Source organism: Sphaerisporangium sp. NPDC051017 (assembly GCF_040683095.1).
Taxonomy (GTDB): Bacteria; Actinomycetota; Actinomycetes; order Streptosporangiales; family Streptosporangiaceae; genus Sphaerisporangium.
This window is the reverse complement of record NZ_JBFBCI010000024.1, coordinates 84966-109884: the sequence shown is the minus strand read 5'-3', so window position 1 is coordinate 109884 and position 24919 is coordinate 84966. Positions and strand designations below refer to the sequence as shown.

The following is a 24919-nucleotide window of genomic DNA, read 5'->3' as shown; positions in this document are numbered from 1 at the left end:
GTCGCCTCAGGCCAGTTTGAAGGAGATCGCCTCGATGCGTTGCCCGAAGTGCAGCGGTAACATGCGGACCTTTGACCGCAACGGCGTCCACATCGAGCAGTGTGACAACTGCCGCGGCATCTTCCTGGACTACGGAGAGCTCGAGACCCTGTCCAGGATCGAGAACCAGTGGGCACAGCAGCAGTACGCCCCGCCGCCCCCGGCGCACGGCGGCGGCCCGGCCTGGGGTGCCCCGCAGCACGGGCACCACCGGGGCCACCACCAGCGCAGCTGGGTCGGCATGCTCTTCTCGAGCTGACGTACGCCTGTGCCTATGGCCTCGCTCCGCTCGGCTGTTCGGGGCGCCTTGGAGTCGGTGATCTTCCGCCGTCACGCGCAAGGGATCGTTCCTCACCCTTGCGCGTGACGACTCCAGAACACCGCCGCGCCCCGAACTGCGCTATGGCCGCGCCTCCGGCACGGCGGTTCGAGGCGCGGAGCCGGCGCGTCAGCGGGGGAACTCGTCCGGGTCCACCTCGGAGCTCGTCGCGTTCCCCCCGAGCACCGACTGCAGGCTGATCGTCCAGATCGTGCGCTGGATCACGGTCGCGCCGCGCACCGTCCGGAACGACAGGGACCTGTCGAACCGCTTGAACACGCAGTCGCGCGTGAAGAGGCGCGAGCCCTTCTCCCAGTCGGCGCCGCTGGTGTAGTAGACCTTGTAGTTGCCGTCCGGCACGCCGTTGATCGTGACGCTCTTCTTCTTGCGGATGTAGAAACGGGTCACCACGCTCTTGCCCCGCACCATGCTGAGCACGGTGTCGAAAGACCCGCCGTTCTTCACGGTCAGGCGCCCGAGCCCGCCCCGCGGGCCTCTGCGGACGAACGCGCCGTTGGCCGGCCGCCGCGTCTGTTCCTTGGGCGTTCTGAGCTTGGCGACGTCGGCCGGGTAGTCACCCTTGGCTGCGAGGTCCCGGCCCGCCGATCTGACCTCGCCGAACCCGTCGGCCTTGCCGAGCCGGGCGAGGACGGCCGAGGGCGCGCACAGGGAGTGCCCGGCGACGCCGTCGCGCAGGGTGCCGAGGTCGCCTTCCAGCCCGCGCAGCGCCGCGAGGTAGTCGGTGTGCTCGGCGGTGACATCGGGGGGCGGCGTGGCCGCCGAGAGGCCTTCCACGGCGTCGCTCGTAGCGTTCTGGGCGCGTTCGAGCCGCTGGTCCAGCGACTTCATCGAGCGCGACTTGGCGAGGCCGTCCAGGGCGGTCCGCAGCGGGCCGGCCGTGTCCGCGAGGGTCGTGCGGTAGGCCGCGGACACGTCCACCGTGGGACTGGCGGAGACGCCGCCCTCGGGGGCCGAAGAGCCGGAGGAGCCCGAGGAGTCCGGTGGGGCTGATGTCGCCGGTGTGGCGGGACCCGGCGTGCACGCGGCGAGCGAGGCCGCCGAGGCGAGGGATAACGTCAGGGCAAGCGCGGCGGGAGTCCGCCGGGAGGCGCGCATCCGGAAATGATCGATCACGCCCGGACGACGCGTCAAGGCGATATGCCGGGCGGACAGTACGACAAAACGGGCAGGCCAGTCGATAGGGCAGAAAACCAGGAGGGAACGCGGCAGTCCCGGGACGGGCCCCTCGCGCACGTGGCCACCCCTCACCCGGACGGCCCGGAGCGGGCCGCCGGAGGACGGTCAGGGAAGGGGGCGGCGGCCGGGGAAGCCCAGCTCGCTGCGGTGGTACCAGCCGAGCGTGGTCTCGCCCTCGATCCAGCACAGGCGCACCGACTCGCCGGACAGGACGGCCGGGAAGTCGACGAGCAGGGGCGCGACGCCCTTGACCTCGATGCCCTGGTCGCCGAACCAGCCGAGGATCTCGGCGACGCGCGCCTCCAGCGCCTTGGCCTCGGCGATGCCCCCGAGCCGCGAGCGCCCGGTGCTCGCCAGGTCGTGGCCGATCTCGGCCAGGTCGGCGCGGATCGCGATCAGGTCGTTCGCGTACCCGAGCAGGGCCGGCATGAGGGCACGGGCCTCCTCGACGGTGAAGATCCTGTTCACCACGGCGCCGCCGGTGATCCGCCCCGCGCCTTGATGGCCTTGGAGCAGCGTGCCAGCAGGGCGCGCAGCGTCTGGCGCTCCTCGGGGGTGAACTCGTCGAAGATGCGCCGCTCGATCGCCACCGCCCGCTCGTCGGCGACCCGCAGGGCGGCGCGGCCGGCGTCGGTGAGGTGGGTCTGCAGGACGTTGCGGTGCCAGCGGTGGCGGGTGCGCCGCACGAGGCCGCGTCCCTCGAGGTTCCTGATCACGACGGTCATCGCCTGGGGCGTGACCATGCAGGCGCGGCCCAGCGCGGCCGAGGAGATGCCTGGATTGTCGGCCAGGGCGAACAACGCGGCGTACTGCGGGACCGTCAGGCGGGCCGTCCTGACCGCCTCGTTCCTGGCCGCCATGAGCTCCTGCTCGACCCGCTTGATGTCGAACCCCAGCCGCTCTCCGGCGGGCATGCTCATGACCGACATGCTATATGACCTTGGACGACACCTCACGAGCCGCCGCTCCCCCCGCCTTCCCGCTCACGTCCGCGGGATGCGCCCGGGGCCGCCCGGAGCCATGGTCACACGCGCGGTCACGGTCACACGCGCGGGGCCACCGGCGCGCGGGAGACGGGCGCGTCGTCGTCGAGGGCGTCGCGGATCACCTCGTCCACGTCCAGTTCGACCACCCAGACGCACCGCTCGTCCCCCTCGCGCCGCCGCGCCCCTCCCTCGTCGCGCCCGGCGTGGCCGCCGTTCACGGTGGCGCACGCCTCGTCCACGGGAGGCCGCGAGCGGCTGAAGGCCGCGCGGAAGACGCGCTCCTCGCCCACCAGACGGCACAGACCGATCACCCTGGTGTACACGAGAGGAGCCTCCCCGTGCCCGGGACGGCACCCCGCCGTCGCCAGGCCGCCGCCGAGCGCCCGGGCGACCGCCTCGGACAGCATCGGATCACTGCTCATGTGCACCTCCGGTAACCGAGTGTGTCGCCATGGTGACACCTTCGCGTCGGCCGGGTGGCCGGAAGGCCGGAGCCGGGGGAGTTTTCTTCACCTCGGGTGGCCGTATGTCCGCAGGTGAATAAGTCATGACGAGGCGGGCATCGCCCCGCCCGCCCGCCATGCGCCCCCCTAGGACGGCGGCCGTGAGAAGGCGGCGAGCAGGCGGTCGGCGGCGAGGGACGGCGTGAGGGTGCCCTCCAGCACCTCGCGCTCGACCTCGGCGCTCAGCGCCCTGACCCCAGGATGGTCCAGCAGGCGGGTGAGCAGGCGCTCGCGCACCAGCGTCCAGGTCCAGCCGACCTGCTGGCGGCGGCGCTTGGCCGCGAGGTCCCCGGAGGCCTCCAGCCGGTCCTGGTGGCGCACGATCGTGGCCCACAGCTCGGGCAGCCCGGCCTCCTCCAGGCCGCTGCAGGTGAGCACGGGCGTGTCCCAGGTGCCGCCGCCCCCCCGCAGCAGCCGCAGCGCGCCCGCGAGCTCCCTGGCGGCCTTGCGCGCGTCCATCTCGTGCGGGCCGTCCGCCTTGTTGACCGCGATCACGTCGGCCAACTCCAGCACGCCCTTCTTGATGCCCTGGAGCTGGTCGCCGGTCCGCGCGAGCGTGAGCAGCAGGAAGGTGTCGACCATCTCGGCGACGGCGGTCTCGGACTGCCCGACGCCCACGGTCTCGACCAGGACGACGTCGAAGCCCGCCGCCTCGACGACCACCATCGCCTCGCGGGTGGCCTTGGTGACGCCGCCGAGCGTCCCGGAGGTGGGCGAGGGCCGGATGAACGCGTTCGGGTCGGCCGACAGGCGCGCCATGCGGGTCTTGTCGCCGAGGATGCTGCCGCCCGTGCGCGTCGAGGAGGGGTCCACGGCGAGCACGGCGACCCGCAGGCCCTGGCCGGTCAGGTGGACGCCGAGCGCGTCGATGAACGTCGACTTGCCGACGCCGGGCACGCCGGTGACGCCGACCCGCCTTGCCTTGCCGGACAGGGGGGTCAGCTCGACGAGCAGCCGCTGGGCCAGGTCCCTGTGGTCGGCGCGGGTCGACTCGACCAGGGTGATGGCCCGGGCGATCCAGCCGACGGACCCCTCGCGGACCCCCTGGACGTAGGACTCAAGCACCGGCATGGCCCAGCCGGGTGGACAGGTCGCGCAGCAGGTCCAGCGCCGCGTCGGCGATCACCGTGCCCGGCGGGAATATCGCGGACGCCCCGGCCTCGCGCAGCGCCGCGAAGTCGCCCGGCGGGATGACCCCGCCCACGACGATCATGATGTCGTCGCGGCCGTGCTCGGCCAGCCGGTCGCGCAGCTCGGGCACCAGCGCCAGGTGCCCGGCCGCCAGGGACGAGACGCCGACGACGTGCACGTCCGCCTCGACGGCCTGGCGGGCGACCTCGGCGGGCGTCTGGAACAGCGGGCCGACGTCGACGTCGAACCCGAGGTCGGCGAAGGCGGTGGCGATCACCTTCTGGCCGCGGTCGTGGCCGTCCTGGCCGATCTTGGCGACGAGGATGCGCGGCCTGCGGCCCTCCTCGCGCGCGAACGCGGCGCTGGCCGCCCTGACCTTCTCGACCCCGGCGGCGTCGCCGGCCTCCTCGCGGTACACCCCCGAGATGGTACGGACCTGCCCGGCGTGCCGTCCGAAGACCTCCTCCAGGGCGTCGGATATCTCGCCGACGGTCGCCTTGGCGCGGGCGGCGTCCACGGCCAGGGCCAGCAGGTTGCCCCCGCCGGCGGCGCCCCGGGTGAGGGCGGCGAGCGCGTCCCGGCAGGCCCGCTCGTCGCGCTCCTCGCGCAGCCGGCGCAGCTTCTCGATCTGCTGGGCGCGCACCGCCGTGTTGTCGACCTTGAGCACCTCGATGTCCTCGTCGGACCCGGCGCGGTACTTGTTGACGCCGATCACCGGCTGCCTGCCGGAGTCGATGCGCGCCTGGGTACGCGCGGCGGCCTCCTCGATGCGCAGCTTGGGCAGCCCCGCGTCGATGGCCTTGGCCATGCCGCCCGCCGCCTCGACCTCCTGGATGTGCCCGTGGGCGCGGCGCGCGAGCTCGCAGGTCAGCCGCTCGACGTAGGCGCTGCCGCCCCACGGGTCGATCACACGGGTCGTGCCCGACTCCTGCTGGAGCAGGAGCTGGGTGTTGCGGGCGATACGCGCGGAGAAGTCGGTCGGCAGGGCGAGCGCCTCGTCCAGGGCGTTGGTGTGCAGCGACTGGGTGTGCCCCTGGGTGGCCGCCATCGCCTCCACGCAGGTGCGCACCACGTTGTTGAACACGTCCTGGGCGGTGAGCGACCAGCCGGACGTCTGGCAGTGGGTGCGCAGCGACAGCGACTTGGGGTTCTTCGCGCCGAAGCCCTTGACGAGCCCGGCCCACAGCAGGCGCGCGGCGCGCAGCTTGGCGACCTCCATGAAGAAGTTCATGCCGACGCACCAGAAGAACGACAGGCGCGGCGCGAACGCGTCGATGTCCAGCCCGGCGGCCACCCCGGCGCGCAGGTACTCGACGCCGTCGGCGAGCGTGTACGCCAGCTCCAGGTCGCAGGTCGCCCCGGCCTCCTGGATGTGGTAACCGGAGATCGAGATGGAGTTGAACTTCGGCATCCGCTCGGAGGTGTAGGCGAAGATGTCCGAGATGATCCGCATGGACGGGCCGGGCGGGTATATGTAGGTGTTGCGGACCATGAACTCTTTGAGGATGTCGTTCTGGATGGTCCCGGCGAGCTGCTCGGGCGCCACCCCCTGCTCCTCGGCCGCCACGATGTAGAGCGCCAGCACGGGCAGCACGGCGCCGTTCATGGTCATGGACACGCTCATGCGGTCGAGCGGGATGCCGTCGAAGAGCTGCCGCATGTCGTAGATCGAGTCGATCGCCACGCCCGCCATGCCGACGTCGCCGGCCACGCGCGGGTGGTCGGAGTCGTAGCCGCGGTGGGTGGCGAGGTCGAACGCCACCGACAGCCCCTTCTGCCCGGCGGCGAGGTTGCGCCGGTAGAAGGCGTTGGACTGCTCGGCGGTGGAGAACCCGGCGTACTGGCGGATCGTCCACGGCTGGGTGACGTACATCGTCGGGTACGGGCCGCGCAGGTAGGGGGCGACGCCGGGGTAGGTGGACAGGAAGTCCAGCCCGTCCAGGTCCTCGGCGGTGTAGAGCGGCTTGACGCCGATGCCCTCGGGCGTGTCCCACACCAGGTCGCCCGGGTCCTTGCCGGTCTGCTCCTGGACGGCGCGCGCCCACGCGGCCGGGTCGGCGGGGCCCGTGCCGCCGCCGGTCAGCGGGACTCCCGTGAAGTCGGGGATCATGGGGCCACTCCCAGGTCGTCGAAGGCGGCGCGGAGCACGCCGAGGGCGTCGCACCCGGCGTACAGCAGGGCGTCCACGCCGTCGTACTCGCCCTTGCCCGCCAGCCAGATCTTCTTCGCGCCGGCCCGCCTGAGCGCGGCGGCGACGGGGGCGGCGTGCTCGGCGTAGAGCTTGTCACCGGAGCACAGGCAGGCGACGGGCGTGCCGCTGCGGGCGAACGCCTCGGCGATGGCTTCGGGGTCGGTGCCGGGGCCGGCGGTGCCCGGGCCGGCAGTGACGGTGGCGAGACCGCCCGCCTCGAAGAGGTTGGCGGCGAAGGACGCCCGCGCGGTGTGCGCCGCGACCGGGCCGATGGTGGCCAGGAAGACCACGGGCCGGGGCCCGGCATCGGCGGCACGGTCGGCGCGGTCGCGCAGGTCCTCGTAGGCGCCCGCGTAGCGGACGCGGGGCAGCCCTCCCCTGGCGGGCTCGGGCGCGGGCGGCCTGACCGGGCGCCGCTCCCTCAGGTCGGGGAACTCGCTGACGCCGGTGACGGGGTACGCGCGGTGGGCGATGTCGCGGGACCGGCGCGCCCAGGTGGCGGCGAGCCGCTCGGGGATCAGCCGGTCCAGGGCCGCGGCGGCTCCGCCGGCGCGCTCGATGTCCTGGAACCACGCCCAGGCGGCCTCGGCGAGGTCGGCGGTGAGCCGCTCGACGTACCAGGAGCCGCCGGCCGGGTCCAGGACGTGGGCCACGCCGGCCTCCTCGACCAGCAGGGAGTGGGTGTTGCGCGCGATGCGCCGGGCGAAGGCGTCGGGCAGGCCGAGCCGCGCGTCGAAGGGCTGGACGGTGACGGCCTGCGCGCCGCCGGTGCCCGCTCCGAAGCAGGCGAGCGTCGTGCGCAGCATGTTCACCCAGGGGTCGCGGGCGGTCATCATCGCCGAGGAGGTGACCGCGTGCTGGACCTGCCCGCCGTGCCCGGGGACGCCGCAGGCCTCGGCGACCCGCGCCCACAGCCGCCGGGCCGCGCGGAACTTCGCGATCGTGAGGAACTGGTCGGCGGTGGCGGCGTACCGGAACTCGATCTGGCCGAACGCCTCCTCGATCGGGAGGCCGCCGTGGGTGAGCGCGCGCAGGTAGGCGACCCCGGTGGCGATCGAGCAGCCGAGCTCGTCGGCGTCACCGCCACCCGCGTCGTGATAGGGGGTGGCGTCGACGGTGATCGCGCGCAGCCCGGGGTATCCGGCGGCGCGGCGGGCCAGGGCGGCCAGCGCGGCGGGTTCGGCGAGCGAGGTCTGGACGCCGGTGCGGGCGCGCAGGCCGAGGGGGTCGGCGCCGAGGTTGCCGCCCGCGGGGCCGGCGCCGAGCCCGGCGGCCAGCCGGAGGTAGACGTCGGCGGCCTCCGCCGTGCGGGCGCCGGCGTCGAGCACGACCGGGGCGAGGTCGAGGTAGACGCCGTCCAGCGCCTGGGGCAGGGCGGCCGGGTCCAGGCCGCCGTCGCCGAGGACCAGCCACAGCGAGGTGACGCCGTTCTCCAGGTCCGCCAGCACGGCCTCGCGGGTGGCGGCCGGGTCGGGGTGGGCGTGGCGCTGGCGCACGTCCCAGCCCCCCGGCGCGGCGCCCGCGGCCCGGGCGCCCCTGACGTACGGCGCGAATCCGGGAAGCCCGGCGTCCCCGGGCAGGTCGGCGGCGTCGTACAGCGGCGCGACGGTCACGCCGTCGTAGGTGGTGAAGGACATGGAGGCCAGGGCCTCCTCGGGCGAGCCCACCTCCACGCCGGATTTGCGCAGCACGCCCACGGCGAGCCGCCCCCAGTCGTCCCGCGTGGCGGGAGTGAACCCGGCGGCCGGTCGGAACTCCTCAGGCTGCACCCTCATGTCCCGGATCGTAAGCGCTCGTCTCTCGGGCCGGGACGCCGGGGACCCCTCTGCGAGATCGGTATCGCTCGGCGTGACCAGGAGGGCGGCGGCCGGGAGGACCGTCGAAGATCAGGTCTCCCGGCCAGGACCGGAGGGCGGGCGGTCTGGCAGCCCGTCAGGAGAGCGGGGCCTCCCAGGCGGCGTCCCAGGTGACCTTGCCGACGACGCCATCGGGGTCGAGGCCCTGCTCGCGCTGGAAGGCGACGCACACCGCCTTGGAGGCGGGCCCGTAGGCACCGTCCGCGTCGATGTTCGCGCCGCGCTTCTTCATCTGGGCCTGCCAGGTGCGGACGTCGTCGCCGCGCATGACCGGCGGGTACTTGAGCAGGCGGCCGGGGAACTTCGGGTGGCCGCCGGGCTCGGGGGGCGTCTGCCCGCCGCCCGGCCGGGGCGCGCCCTTCTTGACCCAGGCGTACAGGGTGTCGCCGGGGCAGTCGGTGGAGTAGCCGTCGCGGTGGCCCTTGATCTCCGGGCCGGCGCCGCCGGTCTCGCGGAGGTAGTCGATGGCGTCCAGGACGCCGTGGAGCATCTCGTCGTTGGGCTGGATCAGGCCCGCGTTGCCGACGAGGGCGAGGACGGCGTAGTGGCCGCTGTTGAGGTCGGGGCCGTTGGCGGCGGGCAGATGCCTGGGGCCCCGGCCGACGAAGACCTTACGATGCGGACAACTGACCATACTGTATCCGATATCCAGCCAGCCGTTGCCGTCCATGTGGAAGTTCTGGATGGACCTGACCATGGCGACGCAGCGGTCGTGGTCGTCCAGGATCGCCGGTTCCACGCGGCCGCCCGTGTAGTGGACTTTGACGCCTTTCGTGGAGGTCAGCGTGGAATAGGAACCTCTGGGGGCACGGGCGCCCCAGTCTTTGCGCGACACGATGTCGATGGCCACGAACAACTCCAGGGGGAACGAGCGCTTTCCGGACCGGCCCGCGGACCCGCCTTGCCACCCCCGCGCCGAACCCCGGCTTCACGGCGCACGGCGAGCGGAATCCGCATCTTGCCAACCCTATCCGCATGCTGATGCCCACATGGGCGGTTCGGCGATGCCGGTTTCTCGATGCCGACTTGTTTGCATCTCTGCGCGAAAATGCTTGGACTTCCCGCACAAACGGCTGAATCATGAATATATGTCCATTGTGGAGGAGGTCCGTTTCCCCGCCGCGGAAGCCCTGCCCATGCGGCTGTGGCTTGACGACGGCGACTCGCCGATCGATGTCATCGACGCGCTGGCCCTGTCCCCGTTCGCCAACGGGAACCAGCCCTACGCGCGTTCCGCCAGCCTGGAGCGGGTGCGTTCCGACGCGGCGCTGATGCCCGCCCAGGCCCGACTGACCCGCTCCGCGCGCGAGCAGGACGGCCGCGAATCGCGCCTGGCGTGCGGGGACGGCTGGACGCTCCGGGCCGTCCGGTACAGCAACCGCGCCGCCGTGGTCACCGTGACGGCCGTCAGCGACGAGCTCGCCCGCTCGGTGCTGGAGGAGGCCACCAAGGACGCGGCCGAGCCGATGCCGCAGGACAGCGGCCACGTCGACATGGGGTTCTGGTGGACGGGCGCCCGCGGGCCCCGCCGCACCGAGCGCCCCATCAGCGCCCCGCTGTGGCCGGCGATCCAGGCGAACTATTCCAAGGCGGCGCGCACGGGACTGGAGGGCCTGATGCGCGTGACACCGTCCGAGGTGGACGGGCGGCTGATCCTGTTGCACGGGCCGCCGGGCACGGGCAAGACCACCGCGCTGCGGGCCGTGGCCCGCGAATGGGCCGAATGGTGCCAGGTCGACTGCGTGCTCGACCCCGAGCGGCTGTTCGCCGACCCCGGCTACCTGATGGAGGTCGCCGTCGGGTACGACTCCGACGACGACGGCCACCGCTGGCGCCTGCTGGTGCTGGAGGACTGCGACGAGCTCATCCGCGCCGAGGCGAAGGAGGCCACAGGGCAGGGGCTGTCGCGCCTGCTGAACCTCACCGACGGGCTGCTCGGGCAGGGCAGGGACGTGCTGGTGGCGGTGACCACCAACGAGGAGCTGTCCCGGCTGCACCCGGCGGTCGTACGCCCGGGCCGCTGCCTGGCGCAGGTCGAGGCGGGCCGCCTGCCGTACGACGAGGCCGTCCAGTGGCTGGGCTCCACCGAGGGGGTCGGCCGGGCGGGGGCGTCGCTGGCGGAGCTGTTCGCGCTGCGTTCCGGACGGGCCTCCTCCGTCCCCGCGGCGCCCGCGGAGACGACCGGCCTCTACCTCTGACGGCCCCTCCGCCCCGATCGCGGGGCCTGATCCGCTACCTCGGCACCGGTCCGGCTTCGGCCGCCCTCCGCGCGGCCGCCGCCGGGCCGGTCCGGGTCAGCAGGGCCGGCTCGGTGCGGGGCAGCCCCCGCCCGGCGGCCGGGACGGGGTCCGGCTCCGCCGCCTCGCTCCCCCAGAACGGGCCGGAAAGGCCGAGCTCCTGGAACAGCGCGCGGGCCTCGTCCGGGGTGCGCCTGCGGTACTCGCGGGTGAGGCGGCCGGCGTACCACCGGGTGGCCAGCAGCCACAGCGTGCGCATGCCGAGGATCACCCCGCGCGGGTTGCGGGTCTCGCGCAGCCACCGCCCGACGTGCTCCTCGGAGCAGAACAGCGACTGGTGCGCGCAGGCGTACACCACGTCGTCCCACATGCGCGGGATCGGCACCAGGAAGTGGGCCACCAGGTCGGCGGACGGCGGCTCGTCCGGGCAGACGTCCAGCGCCAGGGCCCGGCCGCAGCCGGGGCAGTGGGTGGCGACCAGGCACGGCTCGCCGACCAGCGCGGGGATCGCGAACGAGTCCCAGGCGCAGCCGCCCCACCACTTGACCCGCGGGCCGGCCACGACGAACCCCAGCGGCGCCGCCGACCAGGGGTGTGCCATGACGATCCGCCGCCTGTCGCCGTCCAGCACGAGCAGGTGGGCGTCGTGGAGCGCGCGGAGCGCCTCGAGCGCATCGGGCGTCCCGATGCCGAGCTCGGCGGCGACCTCCTCGGGCCGCGGCGGCTCGCCCTGCTCGGCGAAGCGCCGGTAGACGAGGACCCGCACGTCTGCGAGATCGTGCATGAAACTGACGATACCCATCCTGACCTGGGTCGATACCGGCAGTCCCGCGGGGGCGCCGCGGCCGGGCCGACCCGCGCGGGCGGGGCGGCGATACGTAAACCATCCGATGTGCCCGATGATCCCCGAAACCACAATCGGCAAGGTGGTCACCCCATCGCCCGTCGGACTCAGCCGTGTAACCCACCACCGGTGGACCGCCGTGGTCCCCTCGGAGAGCGGCGTGACCGGCTACCTCGATCCGTTCGGCGGCGAGACCACCACCTGGCCGTACGCGCGGTGGACCTCCGAGGAGCGCGAGATCGGCTTCCCCGCCACCGAGCTGGTGCCCTCCTGGACGGCGGCGGCGCCCAAGGGCTCGTGGCTGCGCGTCGAGCTGCGGGCGCGCACGGTGACCGGCGGGCTGACCAAGTGGTACGACATGGGCCGCTGGGCCGAGGGCGCCGACGACATCCACCGCACCTCGCTGCCCGGCCAGGGCGACGAGGACGGCGACGTCGCGGTCGACACCTTCGTCGCGGCCCGTCCCGTCATCGCCTACCGGCTGCGGATCACCCTGTACGGCGCGGGCGCGCGGGTGCGCGCGGCCGGGGTGATGGCCTCGGCGCCGCCCCCGCGGGCCGGGGTACCGGTCAGCGCGCCCGGCGAGGCCCGCGGCGCCGAGCTGGACGTGCCGCCGCGCTCGCAGTGGCTCCACGCCGGCCACTACCCCGAGTGGGGCGGCGGCGGGGACTCCTGGTGCAGCCCCGCCTCGGTGACCATGGTGCTGCGGTACTGGGGGGCCGGGCCGGACCCGGGCGAGCTGGCCTTCGTCGACCCCGCCGACCCGTGCCCGGCCGTGGACCACGCCGCCCGCGACATGTACGACCACAGCTACCAGGGCACGGGGAACTGGCCGTTCGCGGTGGCGTACGCCGGGCGGTACGGGATGGACGGGTTCGTCACCCGGCTGCGCTCGCTGGCCGAACTGGAACGCTTCATCCGCGCCGGCGTCCCGGTGATCACCTCGCAGTCGTTCAAGGAGCGCGAGCTGCCCGGCGCGGGGTACTCGACGGGCGGCCACCTGATGGTGGTCACCGGGTTCACCCCCGAAGGCGACGTGATCGCCAACGATCCGGCGGCGCCGTCCGACGACACGGTCAAGAGAACCTATCCGCGGGCCGCGTTCGAGCACGTCTGGTTACGCGCGGCCGGTAGCGGGGGAATCGTCCATGTCATCCACCCGCTTGATGTCCCGCTTCCGTTTCCGTTCGCATCCTCAGAGGGCACCTGGTGATCGAGTCTCCCATCACTGCAGCCGACGTCGCACGCGTGGACGACCGCCCGTTCTGGGCCGACATCGTGCCCGCCCCGGGCGGGGAGGAGGTCTGGTGGGACGAGCCGCGCCCGGCCGAGGGCGGGCGCCGGTGCGTGGTGCGGCGCACCCCGGACGGGCGGGTGAGCGACGTGCTGCCGCCGGGCTGGAACGCGCGCAACCGGGTGATCGAGTACGGCGGCCGGTCCTGGCGGGCGCTGCCCGGGGGCGGGCTGGTGTTCACGCACTGGGACGACCAGCGGCTGTACCGCCTCGACCCCGGCGGGGAGCCCGTGCCGCTCACCCCGAAGGGGCCGTCGCGGTACGCGGACCTGATCGTCCCCGGTGACCCCGCCGACGAGGTGTGGTGCGTGCGCGAGACCGAGGACCGGCGCGACCTCGTGGCGGTGCCGCTCGGCGGCGGCCCGGTCCGGGTGGTCGCGACGGCGCAGCACTTCCTGTTCAACCCCCGCGTGTCCCCGAACGGGCGGCAGGTCGCCTGGATCGGCTACGACCACCCCAACATGCCCTGGGACGGCACCTTCCTGTGCGTGGCCCCCCTGCGCGACGACGGTACCGCCGGGGCGTACCGCGTCGTCGCGGGCGGGCCCGAGGAGGCCGTGGCGCAGTTCGAATGGCGCGACGACGACGCGCTGTACGCGGTCACCGACCCGACCGGCTGGTGGAACATCCACCTGGTGCCGCTGGACGGCGGCGAGCCGCGCGACCTCACCCCCATCCCGCAGGAGTTCGGCGACGCGGCCTGGAAGCTCGGCTACCGCTGGTTCGCCCTCGCCGGGGACAGGATCGTCGCCGCGTACGGCACGGCCGACGGCAAGCGGCTCGGGGTGCTCGACCCCGAGACCGGGGAGATGAGGGACGTCGCGGAGGAGTACACCTACTGGGCGCCCACCATCTCGGCCTCGCCGGACGGCGCGCGTGTGGTGGGCGTGGCGGCGACGCCGTACAAGCCGTTCGAGGTGGTCCGGGTGGACCTGGCGAGCGGGGCGTGCGAGGTGCTGTCCCCCGCCAAGGAGCTTCCCGGCCCCGAGGTGCTGCCCGTGCCGCTGCCCATGGAGTTCGGCGGCGTGCACGCGCACGTCTACCCGCCGCGGGGCGCGCGGGACGGCGTCCCCTCCCCGTATGTGATGTTCGTGCACGGCGGGCCGACCGGCGTCAGCCCGCTGGTGTTCGACCTGGAGATCGCCTACTTCACCAGCAGGGGCATCGGCGTCGCCGACGTCAACTACGGCGGCTCGACCGGGTACGGCCGGGAGTACCGGGAGCGGCTGCGCCACAACTGGGGCATCGTGGACGTCCGCGACAGCGAGACCGTCGCCCGGGGGCTGATCGAGGCCGGGCTCGCCGACCCGGAGCGCGTCGCCATCCGCGGGGGCAGCGCGGGCGGCTGGACGTCGGTCGCGGCGCTCGTGCACAGCGACGTGTTCCGCGGCTGCGTCGCCCGCTACGCGATCACCGACCCCGAGGGGTGGGCGCGGGAGACCCACGACTTCGAGTCCCGGTACCTGGACGGCCTGATCGGCCCGCTGCCCGAGACCCGGCAGCGCTACCTGGACCGCTCCCCCACCCTGCACGCCCACCAGGCGTCCGGGCCCGCGCTTATGATGCATGGCCTGGAGGACGCCATCGTCGACCCCGGGCAGGCCGAGCGGTTCGTCGCCGCGTTGGAGGCGCACGGCGGCCGGTGGGCGTACCTGACGTTCCCCGGGGAACAGCACGGCTGGAGACGAGAGGAAACCATCGTCGCGGCGCTTGAGGCCGAGCTCGCGTTCTACGGGCTCATCTTCGGCTTCCCCACCCCCGAGGTGCCGCCGTTGACGTTGAAAGGACCAAAGTGAAAGAGGTAGCGAGCATCTGCTCGGACCTGCTCAAGATGGACACGACCAACGACGGCACGCCGGACGGCTCGGGAGAGCGCGTGGCGGCCGAGTACGTCGCGGGGCTGCTCTCGGAGGCGGGCATCGAGCCCGTCGTCTTCGAGTCGGCGCCCCGCCGCACGAGCGTGGTGGCCCGCGTCCCGGGGGACGACCCCGAGGCGCTGCTCGTCCACGGCCATCTGGACGTCGTCCCCGCCGACCCGTCCGAGTGGAGGCTGCACCCTTTCTCGGGTGAGGTCGAGGACGGGTGCGTCAACGGGCGCGGCGCGGTGGACATGAAGGGCACGCTGTCCATGACGCTGGCGCTGGTGCGCGAATGGGCGCGCACCGGGCGGCGGCCGAAGCGGGACATCGTGCTGGCGTTCCTCGCCGACGAGGAGGCCACCGGCGAGTACGGCGCGGGCTACGCCGTGACCCGCCACCGCGACCTGTTCGAGGGCTGCACCGAGGCCATCAGCGAGTCCGGCGGCTTCAGCGTCCAGGCCGGCTCCGGCGACGCCCGCGTCTACCCCGTCGCGGTGGGCGAGCGGGGCACGGCGTGGATGAAGGTGACGGCGCACGGCGTGGCCGGGCACGGGTCCAAGCCGCCGGTGGACAACCCGGTCGCCGAGCTGTGCCGGGCGCTGGCGCGGCTGGCCGACCACCGCTGGCCCGTACGGATGACGCCCGCCGTGGCCGAGCTCATCGACAGGCTCGGCCGGGCGCTCGGGACGACGATCGACCTGGACCGGCTGGACGAGGAGGTCGAGCGGCTCGGCAGGGCGGGCACGCTGTTCAAGGGCGTGATCCGCAACTCGGCCAACCCGACGATGCTGGATGCCGGGTACAAGGTCAACGTCATCCCCGGCACGGCCGAGGGCCACGTGGACGGGCGGTTCCTGCCGGGCTTCCGGGACGAGTTCCTGGAGACGGTGGACAAGCTGCTCGGGCCGAAGATCACCCGCGAGTTCGTCAGCTTCGACGACGGCGTGGCCTCGCCGACGTCGGGACTGTTCGACGAGCTGTGCGCGGCCCTGCTCGCCGAGGACCCGACCGGCCGCCCGGTTCCGTACGTCATGACCGGGGGCACCGACGCCAAGTCCTTCGCCAAGATCGGCATCCGGGGGTACGGCTTCGCGCCGCTGCTGCTGGACCCCACGCTGGACTACTTCGGGATGTTCCACGGCGTGGACGAGCGCGTCCCTGTCGCCGGCCTGGAGTTCGGCGTCCGCGTCCTGGACCGGCTGCTGACCTCGCCGGCCGCCTGAGTTTCGAGGGCCTTCACCAATGGGGGCAGGAGCACTGGCACTCCTACCCCCATTGGGGTACAAGGCAGCGCCTCGCGACCGGCGGCGGGAGTACGGCGGCGATCCCCCGCGCCCCGCCGCCTCCGTATCGCGCTCGCGACGGCGGCCGTCGCGGCCTTCTGGCTGCTGGTCCTGCTGCCGCTCGTCACCCGCGGGGCTTGAGCACCGCGTCGATGATGTAGAGGGTCGCGTTACGGGTCTGGACGTTGCCGCAGAGGACGCCGGCGCCGTCGGCCTTGTAGGTTTCACCGGAGACGCTCGTGGTCACCTTGCTGCCCTCCAGCGTGGTGAACCCGCCGCTCTTGAAGTCGGCGGGCGACTTGCGTCCCTCGACGATGTGGTAGCCGAGCAGCCTGGCCAGCGCCCGCTTGTCCCCGACGATCTTGTCGAACTGGTCCTTGGGGATCTTCGCGAAGGCCTCGTTGGTCGGCGCGAAGACCGTGATGTCCTTGGCCGAGTTCGCGGCGTCCTCCAGCCCGGCCTTCCTCACGGCGGCGACCAGCGTGGACAGCTCCGGAATGTGCGAGACGGCGGTGGCCAGCGGCTCTTTCGCGACCTCGGAGAGACTGCCGGGGCCGGACTTCGGCAACGACCCGCATCCGGACCCCACCGGCGAGGGCGACGGGGCGGCGTGCGCGGCGGCACCGGAGGTGAGAACCGTGAACGACAGGGCGGCCACTGCCGGAAGGGCGGAAAGTCGGATTCGCATGCCGGTCCCCTTTGCGTCGGCGACCTTTTCAATTATCGCCGAGCGCCCGCCCCCGGTGCCCATGCCAGGGAAGACCTGCGGCAAACGTCCCCCATCGCCGCCTGCCCGGACGGAATGCGCGGGCAGGCAGGGGGAGATCCTTATCCGGCCTCAGTGGCAGTGCTCGGCCGGGGCGCCGGTCTCGTAGGTGTCGTGGTGCGGGAACTCGTTGACGTACCGCTGCCGGCCGAGCGGCGTCAGGTCCAGGTAGTTGTACGTCGTCAGCAGCAGGTCCGGCCCGCGCCCGTACGTCGAGTACGTGTGGAAAACGCGGTTGCCGTCGCGCAGGAAGACGCTCAGCCCGTGGGCGTCCTGGCCCTTGCCGACGAAGAAGCCGATGCCCTTGGACTCCAGCGTCGCCTTGTCCATGTAGTTGTACTGGGAGGGCGCGACGATGTCCTCGTCCGCGGTGACGTGGAAGTCGTAGTTGAAGTCGTTGTCGTGCGAGGAGTAGAACGGCAGCGTCCAGCCCATGCGCTGCCGGAACCGCTCGATGTTCGCGATCGGGGCGCGGGAGACCAGCGCCAGCGTGGTGTCGGCGCTGTTCAGGTGCCGGACGTCACCCACGTTGTCGACCAGGAACGAGCAGCTCGTGCAGCCGACGTCGCTGTCGTGCATCCACATGAAGTGGTAGGTCATGAGCTGGCGGCGCCCCTCGAACATGTCGATGAGGCGGGCCTTGCCGTCGGGGCCCTCGAACACGTAATCCTTGTCGACCTCGACCATGGGCAGCGCGCGCCGCTGGGCGGTGACCGCGTCACGTGCGCGGGTCGCCTCCTTCTCTTTCGCCAGCAGCTCCTTGCGAGCGGCCAGCCACTCGTCGCGCGACACGATCGGCGGTGTTTCCACCGGTCCTCCTTGTGATCCGAAGCGAACGGCCCCCGGCGTCATACCGACGTACGTCATGCTCGCGTACCCGCGCGCGGACTGCCAAACGACCCCAGAAAGCGCGCCGGGCGCTCTGGGGTTGACGAATCCCGGGTTTATCCGGTAGCCGAACTCGGCCGTCGTCGCGAATTAATCGCCCGCATTCCTGCCGCGTTTCCGATATCCACGGCCGCCATGCCATTCGACGCTTTCCCCTCATTCACCGGCCCCTTGGACCCGGTTCAGACCCGGTTCGCCGGCACGACGAGTCGCGGCGCTCGATCCCGCCGCCGACCGCGGCATCGGGTGGCTGCGCACGGCCGAGGAGCAGGGGGTCAGCGCCGAGCTGCTGACCCCGTTCACGACCCTCATGGAGCGCCGCCTGGCCGGGGGCCACGGCGACGAGGGCACCACCGGCGTGATCGACCTGCTCCTCCGCCGAGGCGCCCCGCCGCTTTCCGGCCCGCGCCGGTCAGCCCTTGGGTGTGAGGACCGAGTCGATCAGGTAGAGGTTGGCGTTGCGGGTCGGGATGTCGCCGCAGAGGACCTTGGCGCCCTCGACCTTGATCTTGCCGCCGGACCCCTTGGTGGTGAGCTTGCCGCCTTCCAGCGTCGTGAAGTCGCCCTTCTTGAGGTCCGCCGGCGTCTTACGCCCCTGGACGACGTGGTAGGTGAGGATCTTGGTCAGCGCGGCCTTGTCCTTCTCGAGCTTGTTGAGCTTCCGCTTGCCGAGCTTGTCGAACGCCTCGTTGGTCGGCGCGAACACGGTGATGTTCTTGGCCGAGTTCAGCTTGCTCGTCAGCCCGGCCGCCACGAGGGCCGAATGGAACGTCGACAGGTCCGGCAGGTGCGCCGCCGCCGTGTCGACCCGGAGCCTCCCGAGGTCGGCGAGGCTCCCCCGTCCCGACGAGGGCAGCGATTTGCACGCCGGCCCCACCGGCGCGGCCATCACTCCTCGGACGGACGAGAGCGGAGACGCCTGCACGGATGCGGGGGTGACCAGGCCCCAGGCGGACGCCGATGTGAGCGTGCCTCGGTCGTACCGGGGCGAAAGGTCCTGGACGGAGCCGCGCGCCGCCGTGGTGACGGTCGCCAGCGACAGAGCCGCCACGATCGGGAGGGCGAGAAGACGAGTGCGCATATGCCTGTCCCCCTGTTCCACGCGATTCTCGCGCTTGAGGGCGGCCGTCAGGCAGGGGTCGGCACACGGCCGACCGGCCGCAGGAAAGTGCCGCCCGGCGCTCGCGGACGACGGTGCCGCCCGGTGCTCGCGGACGACGGCCACGATCTCACCGTCGCACGACCAGGCGGTCCCGGACGCTCCTCCGCGAACGGAGCCCCGGCCCGCGGGCGACCCTTCAATTATCGCCGCGCGGCCGCCCCCGCCCCCCATGCCAAGCACCACAACCCCCCAAACCTCCCCCATCACCACCCCCTCCCCCTAGCCAAACCTCCCCCCGAGCACAGACACCCACAAGAAACCCCGCGAACCTCCCAATTCCTGTCCGCCCGGCCTCGTCCGGCGCCCACCACGCCCCCGCCGCCTGGCCGGGGCGCCGCCGCACGGCCCGTCATGGGTACGCCCCCCTGCCGAACCTGGTACGAGACACCATGCGCGGTTGAGTATCTCCGCCGTTCACCCGCCCGGAGCTCGCTTGATAGACCGTTAAGGGAGCGGAAGGGGATGCCCGGCCATGGCGGACAGCGGCACCGAGAAACCCCGTGCGACCCCGGGAACACGGTGGGTGGCGTGGCGGGCGTGGATTTCGGGTGGATCGGTGGTCGCGCGAATTCGGCGGGTGGCCGAGCGGGCGCCGACGCGGCGGGATCGCTACGTCGACCTCGTCCGGGCCTTCGCGATCACGGCCGTCGTCACCGGTCACTGGCTGGTCGTCTCGATCACCCACGGCCCCGGAGGGTTCTCCGGGCGCGCCGTGCTGGAGACCGTACCCTGGACGCGCCCGCTGACGTGGGTGTTCCAGGTCATGCCCCTGTTCTTCCTGGTCGGCGGGTACGCCAACGCCGCGTCCCTGAGGTCCCACCTGCGGCGCGGCGGCGCCCCGGCCGCCTGGGTGCTCGGCAGGACGGCCCGGCTCGCCGGCCCCACCACCGTGCTGCTGTGCGCGCTCGCGGCGGTGGCACTGGCGGCGCGGCTCGCGGGCGTCGGCCCGTCCCTGATCGGCCTCGCGGTGTGGCTGGCCACGATCCCGCTGTGGTTCCTGGTCGTCTACATCGCCGTGGTCGTGCTCACCCCTCCCATGTACGCGCTGCACCGGCGCGCGGGCCTGGCCGTCCCGGTCGTCCTCGCGGCGCTCGTCGGCGCATGCGACCTGGCGCGGCTCGGCCTCGACGTTCCGTACGTGGGCCAGGCGAACTATCTGCTGGCGTGGCTGGCCGTCCACCAGCTCGGCTTCGCCTGGCAGGACGGGCGCCTGCCCGCCAGGCCCCGGGTCGCCGTGCCGCTGGCGGTGCTCGGCCTGGGCGCCCTGGCCGCGCTGACGGTGGCCGGGCCCTACCCGGTCAGCATGGTCGGATTCCCCGGCGAAGCGGTACAGAACACCGCGCCGCCCACCCTCGCCCTGCTCGCCCTCGCGACCTCGCAGACGGGGGTCGCGTTGTGGCTGCGGGACGCGGGGAACCGGTGGCTGCGGCGGCCGGGCCCGTGGACGGCGGTGGTCGGGGTGAACTCGGTCATCATGACGCTGTTCCTCTGGCACATGACCGCCCTGATCATCGGCGCCCTGGCCCTGTACGGGACGGACGTGATGCCCCAGCCGGCCGCGGGGTCGCTCGCCTGGGTGCTGCTCCGGATCCCCTGGCTGCTGTGCCTGGGCGTGATCCTGGCGGCGCTGGTCGCGGTGTTCGGCCGCGCCGAGCGACGCGTGGAACCACCCGCCACCGCCTCCCCCGGCATGCGGAGGCCGGTTACCGCCGCTTCACCCGGCACGCGGGGACCGGTTACCGCCGCCTTTCCGGGTACGCGGGGGCCGGTTGCCACCGCTTCACGTGGCGCGCGGGGGTCGGTGACCGCCGCGCTGACCGTCCTCGGCGCGGCCGCCGTGGTCGCCGCCCTCCTCGCCGTCGCCCTGGCCGGGCCCGCCTATCACGGGCCGACCGGCCTGCCCCCGTCCGCGCTCGCCGTGTACCTGGCGGGCGCGTCCCTGCTGGCCCTGCTCCGGCGCCGCGACCGGGCCCGCCGGCCCGAGACGGCCGATTCGTCCTCGTAAGCCCCGAGCCTCCTCTCACCATCCTCGACCACGACGGCCGGTGCATCCACCTCCGGCAACTGTCCTGAGGCCGGGCCGCCACCAGTCCGTCACATGGTCCGCGTGACGGGCAGGGACGCGGAGCGTCGCGGGTCAGAGCCGGATGTGCGGCCGCACCGGGCCAGAGCCGCGTCGGTCCACGACTCGGCCGCGAGTGCCGCAATCGCCGCCGGGCGGCCGGGGGCCATCGTCCCGACCGACATCCGCGCCGGAGGACGACTTTCACCGGCGGCCACGGTCGCCGGAACGCCCGCAAACGGCCGTCCGTCACGGCTGAACTGGACCCTCCTCACAAGGGCCGCTTCGAGGCTCGTCCTCATGACCAACAACGGCATCACCGCCGATTCCACCAAGGCGGCGACGGCCGCCTCGTCGCCTACCTCCTCCAGTCCTCCGAACCCCTCGTGGCCACCCCGTGCCACCCCGCTCCCCCTGCATGACATGGCACTCCCCGGGGAGAAAACGCCGACGGCGCGTCCATTAAATACTTATATGACAAACCGAAATTGCGAAATCGCGGAACCGCGCAGGAAGTCCTGGAACATCCATCTTGCTCACCTCGGGTTCTCACTCCTGACATTCCCAGTTAGGCGGAATCACGCAGGAGATCCTGGAATCTCCACCTTGCTCACCTCTGATTCTCACTCCTGACATTTCCAGTTAGTTGGCGAAAAGCGGAAGCCAACTGATGATGCCAGTGGTGTCGCGACGCCCCCGCCCTGCTCAGGGGCAGACCGACGAATGCTCCCCACCCCCAGAGGATCGAGGATTCATGTCCACCGAAAGTCCCGAAAAGAAGAGCCGATTCCGCGGCCTGGCCCGGCGCGTCGCCGCCGTCGCGGCCGTGTTCGCCTCCGCGAGCGCCTTCACGCTCCCCGCTTCGGCGGCGCCCGCCTTCTCTGACGGCAAGTTCAACTTCGTCATGACAGGCGTCGGGTCGGACACGACCTACTTCGCCATGCAGGACATGGACGACCTGTTCAACGAGTCCCCCGGCTGCGCGATGACCTTGCCGCCGATTCTCCCGCCGTTCACCTGCGTCACCCCCCAGCCGGCCAACATCGTGGAGACGGAGAACTACGACCACGAGGTCGCCACTGAGATGTACCCGCAGGGCTCCTCGGCCGGCCTCCGCATGCTGTGCGTGGAAAACGACGGCCTGCCGGGCACCGGGGTCTACGCCTATGCCCGTTCCTCCTCGGCGCCCGCCAGCGCTCCCAGCGAGTGCAAGAACGACCCCAACGACAAGCTGCGCTACGTCGGCTGGGCCAAGGACGCCGTGACCATCCCGCGGTGGACCGGCGGCGCATCTGACGGCGTCACCAACCTGACGCTGGACCAGCTCAAGCAGATCTTCCTCGGCACTCCCCCCGCCGGCAGCCCGCCCGGGACCATCGGCACCTGCAACCACAACTGGAACGAGTTCGGCGGCGGCAACGCGGCCATCCGCGTGAACGGCATCCAGACCAGCTCCGGCACCTACTCGACGTGGCAGGGCTTCCTCGGCGGCGACCCGAACACCTGTGTCGCGGCCACCGGCGGCCAGGTCCTGTTCGAGAACAACTGCACCCCGATCAACAACCTGCCCGCCGTCGACCGTCAGCGCTCGATCTGGGCCCTGTCCTTCGGCAAGTACACCACCGGTGAGGCCAACTGCAGCCCGACCGGCACCGCTCTGATCGGCGTGAACGGCGTCGCCCCGTCGCCCACCACGATCCAGAACGGCACCTACCAGTTCAACCGCACCCTGTTCAACGCCTACCGCCGCGGCGGCCCGGCGTGGATCCAGGGCTACGTGGGCGAGGCCGGCTGGATCTGCAAGCCGAACGCCCTGCACAGCAAGCCGGTCGGCGACCCGAACCCGGGCCAGGAGAACGCCAACGTCGACCGTAACTGGGGCGTGGCGATCGACCAGGTCATCACCTCCAACGGCTTCGTGAAGGTCAACCCGACCGGCAACAAGTGCGTCACGTTCGACGTGAACTGACGTAGTCACCGGTTAGGCACCCTCAACAGCGGCACCCATTCCGGGCCGGGCTCCCAGCGAGCCCGGCCCGGTTCTGCCGTCTTGACGCTCTCGTTACGGCTCCGACCCTGACCGACTCAACGGCTTCATGCGGGAGCTGGGCATGGGGCTGGACAAGCCGGAGGACGAGGCCGCGTGGGACGCCGCCTGGGACGACAACCACTACACCGCCGTGCCAAGGGGCTTCGCCCTGGCGGCGAAGGTCACCGGGGTGCCGTTCACGCCGGACATGCTCGGCCGCCCGATGCTCGTAGGACCCATCGTGGATCCGTGAGCGGGCTGTTCGCCTTCCCCCCGGGATCGGTCCCCCGCCCGTGCGGTGAGCGCCGGTTCCTCCTGCGCCGCCACCGGCGCCGCGGAGCCGAGGCCCGCGGTAAGCGCCGACACCACGATGAAAACGGCCAGGACGTATTTCTTCTGACTGCCATGGAAGGCAGCTCACCAAGCAGGTAACGGCGAATGCTGTGATATACGGGCGACGGCAGGAATGCCACATTTTGGCAGGACTAAACCGGTTGCACGGTGCGCACGGCCCGATACATGCTGGTGAATATGACTCCATTCCGATCCGTGGTCGCCTTCGCGGGGCAGGACGTCACCGCCTTTTGACTCGGCCTGGTCAGCAAGATCTTCGCCGACCATATTCCCGGGAGCGCCGAGTATGACCACGGGGGCGATCGGGAGCTGGTGACCTCGACAAGGTCATGTCCGAAATCGAGCCGGATCCGTTGCCCACGGACAGGGGCGGGTCAGGGCTCGATGACGACCTTGCCGAGGGCACCGGGTTCATTAGTCTGCCGACGTCGATGTAGCCGACCCCGACAGCCGGAGACGGCATCCGACGGATCCAGGGCAGGGATTGGGCTACCGTGGAGCTGAACACGTGTTCGAGCCATCGAGGCGGAACCGACCGCCGTCCACATGACCAGATTGAGAGCCGCGCCGTGAACAGCGACGCCGTCGTCCCTTCCCCGCGAGCCCCGCAACGGCCCATGCGCCTGATCGTGACGGGAGGCGGGACGGGGGGCCACACCTACCCCGCGCTCACCGCGGTCCGCACGCTCCAGGCCCGGCTGGCGGCCACCGGCGGGAAGCTGGAGGTTCTGTGGATCGGGACGGCGGCCGGTCTAGAAGCCCGTGTCGCGGCCGCCGAGGGCATTCCGTTCGCCGAGGTCGCCACCGGCAAGATCCGCCGTTCCAGCAATCCCCTCGGCCTGCTGTCACCGGCCAACATCGCCGACATGGGCCGCGTCCCTCTTGGCGTCGCCCAAGCCCGCTCGCTCGTCGCCGACCACCGGCCCGATGTGGTGCTGGCGACCGGCGGCTACGTCGCCATCCCGGTGGGTCTAGGGGCCGCGCTGTGCCGCCGTCCTTTGGTGGTGCACGAGCAGACCGTACGGCTCGGCCTGGCCAACCGTGTGCTCGCGCGGGTCGCGGCGCGGGTCGCGGTATCGTCGGCGTCGACCGTGCCGCTCCTGCCCGAGTCGGTTCGGGCGGCCGCCATCGTCACCGGCAACCCGGTCCGACCCGAAATCCTGCACGGCTCCCCGGACAAGGCGGTACAGGCGCTTGGGCTGCACGGCTTCCACCCGGCAATGCCCACGGTTTACGTCACCGGCGGGTCACAGGGCTCGCAGCAGATCAATGGCCTGGTGAGCGGCATCCTGCCGTGGCTGCTGTCCCGAGCGAACGTCGTCCACCAATGCGGCCTGGCCAACGTGGAGGAGTTGCGCGGCCGCGCCACCGCGCTCCCGGCCGATCTGGCGGCCAGGTACCTGCTCACCGGCTACGTCGGACCCGAACTCCCGGACGTTCTCGCCTTGGCCGACGTGGTGATCTCTCGCAGCGGCGCCGGGACGATCGCGGAGCTGACGGCGCTCGGCAAGCCCGCGGTGTTCGTTCCCCTGGCTTCCTCCGCCGGTGACGAGCAGGCGCACAACGCGCGGTACCTGGTCGAGGCGGGCGCGGCGACGGCCCTGCTTGACGAGGTGTCCGCTGCGGCATTGCAGGACGCCGTGGCCCCGCTACTGGCCGACCCCCGCCGACGCGCCGCCATGGCCGACCGTGCCCGGGCGCAGGGCCGTCCCGACGCGGCCGAAAGACTCGCCGACGTCGTCCTGTCCGCCGCGCGCCGCTAGAACACGCCCCTCGGTCCCCTGATCGCGCAGCGTCGGCGTTGCGGCACCCGGCCTGTTCCCGGGTGAAGTCGTTGAGCGGCCAGCCGGAGTTCGCCTGGCGCGGACTAGAGGAGAGCCCTCGTTCATGGCGAGGGCTCTCCTCTTACGGCTGGTCGC

20 protein-coding genes and 1 pseudogene are annotated in these 24919 nt (G+C 72.2%); 9 read left to right on the top strand and 12 right to left on the bottom strand.

The window, feature by feature from the left end:
- Positions 1 to 34: 34 nt before the first annotated feature.
- Complete coding sequence (locus AB0M95_RS20610) at positions 35 to 298, top strand: zf-TFIIB domain-containing protein (protein ID WP_358514449.1); 264 nt, start codon at positions 35 to 37, stop codon at positions 296 to 298.
- A gap of 189 nt (positions 299 to 487) precedes the next feature.
- Here AB0M95_RS20610 and AB0M95_RS20605 read toward each other — a convergent pair whose 3' ends face one another.
- From AB0M95_RS20605 to AB0M95_RS20570, 8 genes are all read right to left on the bottom strand, one after another.
- A complete protein-coding gene (locus AB0M95_RS20605; protein WP_363766789.1) occupies positions 488 to 1492 on the bottom strand; it encodes a hypothetical protein in 1005 nt (334 codons plus the stop codon).
- Positions 1493 to 1660: 168 nt separating this feature from the next.
- On the bottom strand, positions 1661 to 2026 hold the full coding sequence (locus AB0M95_RS20600; protein ID WP_363766786.1) for a DUF2203 domain-containing protein: 366 nt from the start codon (positions 2024 to 2026) through the stop codon (positions 1661 to 1663).
- Positions 2020 to 2475, bottom strand: coding sequence for a MarR family transcriptional regulator (locus AB0M95_RS20595; protein ID WP_363766783.1), 456 nt, complete (start codon positions 2473 to 2475; stop codon positions 2020 to 2022). Before AB0M95_RS20595 ends, AB0M95_RS20600 begins: the two co-directional genes overlap by 7 nt.
- Positions 2476 to 2597: 122 nt before the next feature.
- On the bottom strand, positions 2598 to 2963 hold the full coding sequence (locus tag AB0M95_RS20590; RefSeq protein WP_358514441.1) for a hypothetical protein: 366 nt from the start codon (positions 2961 to 2963) through the stop codon (positions 2598 to 2600).
- A gap of 168 nt (positions 2964 to 3131) precedes the next feature.
- Positions 3132 to 4115 carry a methylmalonyl Co-A mutase-associated GTPase MeaB gene (gene meaB, locus AB0M95_RS20585; protein WP_363766780.1) on the bottom strand — a complete coding sequence of 328 codons (984 nt, stop codon included), beginning with the start codon at positions 4113 to 4115 and terminating at the stop codon, positions 3132 to 3134.
- Positions 4102 to 6285 carry a methylmalonyl-CoA mutase gene (gene scpA, locus AB0M95_RS20580; RefSeq protein WP_363766777.1) on the bottom strand — a complete coding sequence of 728 codons (2184 nt, stop codon included), beginning with the start codon at positions 6283 to 6285 and terminating at the stop codon, positions 4102 to 4104. The genes meaB and scpA overlap by 14 nt, the downstream gene beginning before the upstream one ends.
- Positions 6282 to 8141, bottom strand: coding sequence for a methylmalonyl-CoA mutase subunit beta (locus tag AB0M95_RS20575; RefSeq protein WP_363766774.1), 1860 nt, complete (start codon positions 8139 to 8141; stop codon positions 6282 to 6284). The genes scpA and AB0M95_RS20575 overlap by 4 nt, the downstream gene beginning before the upstream one ends.
- A gap of 157 nt (positions 8142 to 8298) precedes the next feature.
- Positions 8299 to 9072, bottom strand: coding sequence for an N-acetylmuramoyl-L-alanine amidase (locus AB0M95_RS20570; RefSeq protein WP_363766771.1), 774 nt, complete (start codon positions 9070 to 9072; stop codon positions 8299 to 8301).
- 238 nt (positions 9073 to 9310) lie between these two features.
- Between AB0M95_RS20570 and AB0M95_RS20565 the strand changes: the two genes are divergently transcribed.
- Entirely contained in the window at positions 9311 to 10420 is a 1110-nt protein-coding gene (locus tag AB0M95_RS20565) for a DUF5925 domain-containing protein (protein WP_363766768.1), read from the top strand.
- A gap of 34 nt (positions 10421 to 10454) precedes the next feature.
- On the opposite strand, the gene merB is transcribed toward AB0M95_RS20565, so the two are convergent.
- The gene (gene merB / locus AB0M95_RS20560; RefSeq protein ID WP_363766765.1) at positions 10455 to 11243 is read right to left on the bottom strand and encodes an organomercurial lyase; all 789 of its coding nucleotides are present in this window, start codon (positions 11241 to 11243) and stop codon (positions 10455 to 10457) included.
- Between the two features lie 115 nt (positions 11244 to 11358).
- Between merB and AB0M95_RS20555 the strand changes: the two genes are divergently transcribed.
- From AB0M95_RS20555 to AB0M95_RS20545, 3 genes are read left to right on the top strand one after another with little or no spacing between them, the layout of a single operon-like run.
- Positions 11359 to 12516 (top strand): C39 family peptidase, encoded by a 1158-nt coding sequence (locus tag AB0M95_RS20555; RefSeq protein ID WP_363766762.1) that lies wholly within the window; start codon positions 11359 to 11361, stop codon positions 12514 to 12516.
- Positions 12513 to 14393 (top strand): prolyl oligopeptidase family serine peptidase, encoded by a 1881-nt coding sequence (locus AB0M95_RS20550; protein WP_363766759.1) that lies wholly within the window; start codon positions 12513 to 12515, stop codon positions 14391 to 14393. The genes AB0M95_RS20555 and AB0M95_RS20550 overlap by 4 nt, the downstream gene beginning before the upstream one ends.
- Entirely contained in the window at positions 14390 to 15679 is a 1290-nt protein-coding gene (locus AB0M95_RS20545) for a M20/M25/M40 family metallo-hydrolase (protein ID WP_363766756.1), read from the top strand. The genes AB0M95_RS20550 and AB0M95_RS20545 overlap by 4 nt, the downstream gene beginning before the upstream one ends.
- Positions 15680 to 15863: 184 nt before the next feature.
- Here AB0M95_RS20545 and AB0M95_RS20540 read toward each other — a convergent pair whose 3' ends face one another.
- The 3 genes from AB0M95_RS20540 to AB0M95_RS20530 form a co-directional block, all read right to left on the bottom strand.
- The gene (locus AB0M95_RS20540; protein WP_363766753.1) at positions 15864 to 16427 is read right to left on the bottom strand and encodes a fasciclin domain-containing protein; all 564 of its coding nucleotides are present in this window, start codon (positions 16425 to 16427) and stop codon (positions 15864 to 15866) included.
- A 150-nt stretch (positions 16428 to 16577) separates the two neighbouring features.
- Complete coding sequence (locus AB0M95_RS20535; protein ID WP_363766750.1) at positions 16578 to 17315, bottom strand: DUF899 domain-containing protein; 738 nt, start codon at positions 17313 to 17315, stop codon at positions 16578 to 16580.
- A gap of 490 nt (positions 17316 to 17805) precedes the next feature.
- Positions 17806 to 18474 carry a fasciclin domain-containing protein gene (locus AB0M95_RS20530; protein ID WP_363766747.1) on the bottom strand — a complete coding sequence of 223 codons (669 nt, stop codon included), beginning with the start codon at positions 18472 to 18474 and terminating at the stop codon, positions 17806 to 17808.
- Between the two features lie 637 nt (positions 18475 to 19111).
- Between AB0M95_RS20530 and AB0M95_RS20525 the strand changes: the two genes are divergently transcribed.
- From AB0M95_RS20525 to AB0M95_RS20510, 4 genes and pseudogenes are all read left to right on the top strand, one after another.
- Positions 19112 to 20560, top strand: coding sequence for an acyltransferase (locus AB0M95_RS20525; protein ID WP_363766744.1), 1449 nt, complete (start codon positions 19112 to 19114; stop codon positions 20558 to 20560).
- A gap of 811 nt (positions 20561 to 21371) precedes the next feature.
- Positions 21372 to 22586, top strand: a complete 1215-nt coding sequence (locus AB0M95_RS20520; RefSeq protein ID WP_363766741.1) for a substrate-binding domain-containing protein — start codon at positions 21372 to 21374, stop codon at positions 22584 to 22586.
- A 100-nt stretch (positions 22587 to 22686) separates the two neighbouring features.
- Positions 22687 to 22899 (top strand): annotated as a pseudogene (locus AB0M95_RS20515) (DUF6461 domain-containing protein); the annotation flags it as partial.
- A gap of 718 nt (positions 22900 to 23617) precedes the next feature.
- Complete coding sequence (locus AB0M95_RS20510; RefSeq protein WP_363766821.1) at positions 23618 to 24763, top strand: UDP-N-acetylglucosamine--N-acetylmuramyl-(pentapeptide) pyrophosphoryl-undecaprenol N-acetylglucosamine transferase; 1146 nt, start codon at positions 23618 to 23620, stop codon at positions 24761 to 24763.
- The last annotated feature ends 156 nt before the right edge of the window (positions 24764 to 24919 follow it).

Bases quoted from the DNA above. Each gene is read 5' to 3' on its own strand.
- AB0M95_RS20595 (WP_363766783.1), bottom strand. From the start codon at position 2,475: ATGAGCATGCCCGCCGGAGAGCGGCTGGGGTTCGACATCAAGCGGGTC.
- scpA (WP_363766777.1), bottom strand. From the start codon at position 6,285: ATGATCCCCGACTTCACGGGAGTCCCGCTGACCGGCGGCGGCACGGGC.
- meaB (WP_363766780.1), bottom strand. From the start codon at position 4,115: ATGCCGGTGCTTGAGTCCTACGTCCAGGGGGTCCGCGAGGGGTCCGTC.
- AB0M95_RS20530 (WP_363766747.1), bottom strand. From the start codon at position 18,474: ATGCGCACTCGTCTTCTCGCCCTCCCGATCGTGGCGGCTCTGTCGCTG.
- AB0M95_RS20510 (WP_363766821.1), top strand. From the start codon at position 23,618: ATGCGCCTGATCGTGACGGGAGGCGGGACGGGGGGCCACACCTACCCC.
- AB0M95_RS20555 (WP_363766762.1), top strand. From the start codon at position 11,359: ATGATCCCCGAAACCACAATCGGCAAGGTGGTCACCCCATCGCCCGTC.
- AB0M95_RS20565 (WP_363766768.1), top strand. From the start codon at position 9,311: ATGTCCATTGTGGAGGAGGTCCGTTTCCCCGCCGCGGAAGCCCTGCCC.
- AB0M95_RS20520 (WP_363766741.1), top strand. From the start codon at position 21,372: ATGTCCACCGAAAGTCCCGAAAAGAAGAGCCGATTCCGCGGCCTGGCC.
- AB0M95_RS20610 (WP_358514449.1), top strand. From the start codon at position 35: ATGCGTTGCCCGAAGTGCAGCGGTAACATGCGGACCTTTGACCGCAAC.
- AB0M95_RS20590 (WP_358514441.1), bottom strand. From the start codon at position 2,963: ATGAGCAGTGATCCGATGCTGTCCGAGGCGGTCGCCCGGGCGCTCGGC.
- merB (WP_363766765.1), bottom strand. From the start codon at position 11,243: ATGCACGATCTCGCAGACGTGCGGGTCCTCGTCTACCGGCGCTTCGCC.
- AB0M95_RS20540 (WP_363766753.1), bottom strand. From the start codon at position 16,427: ATGCGAATCCGACTTTCCGCCCTTCCGGCAGTGGCCGCCCTGTCGTTC.
- AB0M95_RS20575 (WP_363766774.1), bottom strand. From the start codon at position 8,141: ATGAGGGTGCAGCCTGAGGAGTTCCGACCGGCCGCCGGGTTCACTCCC.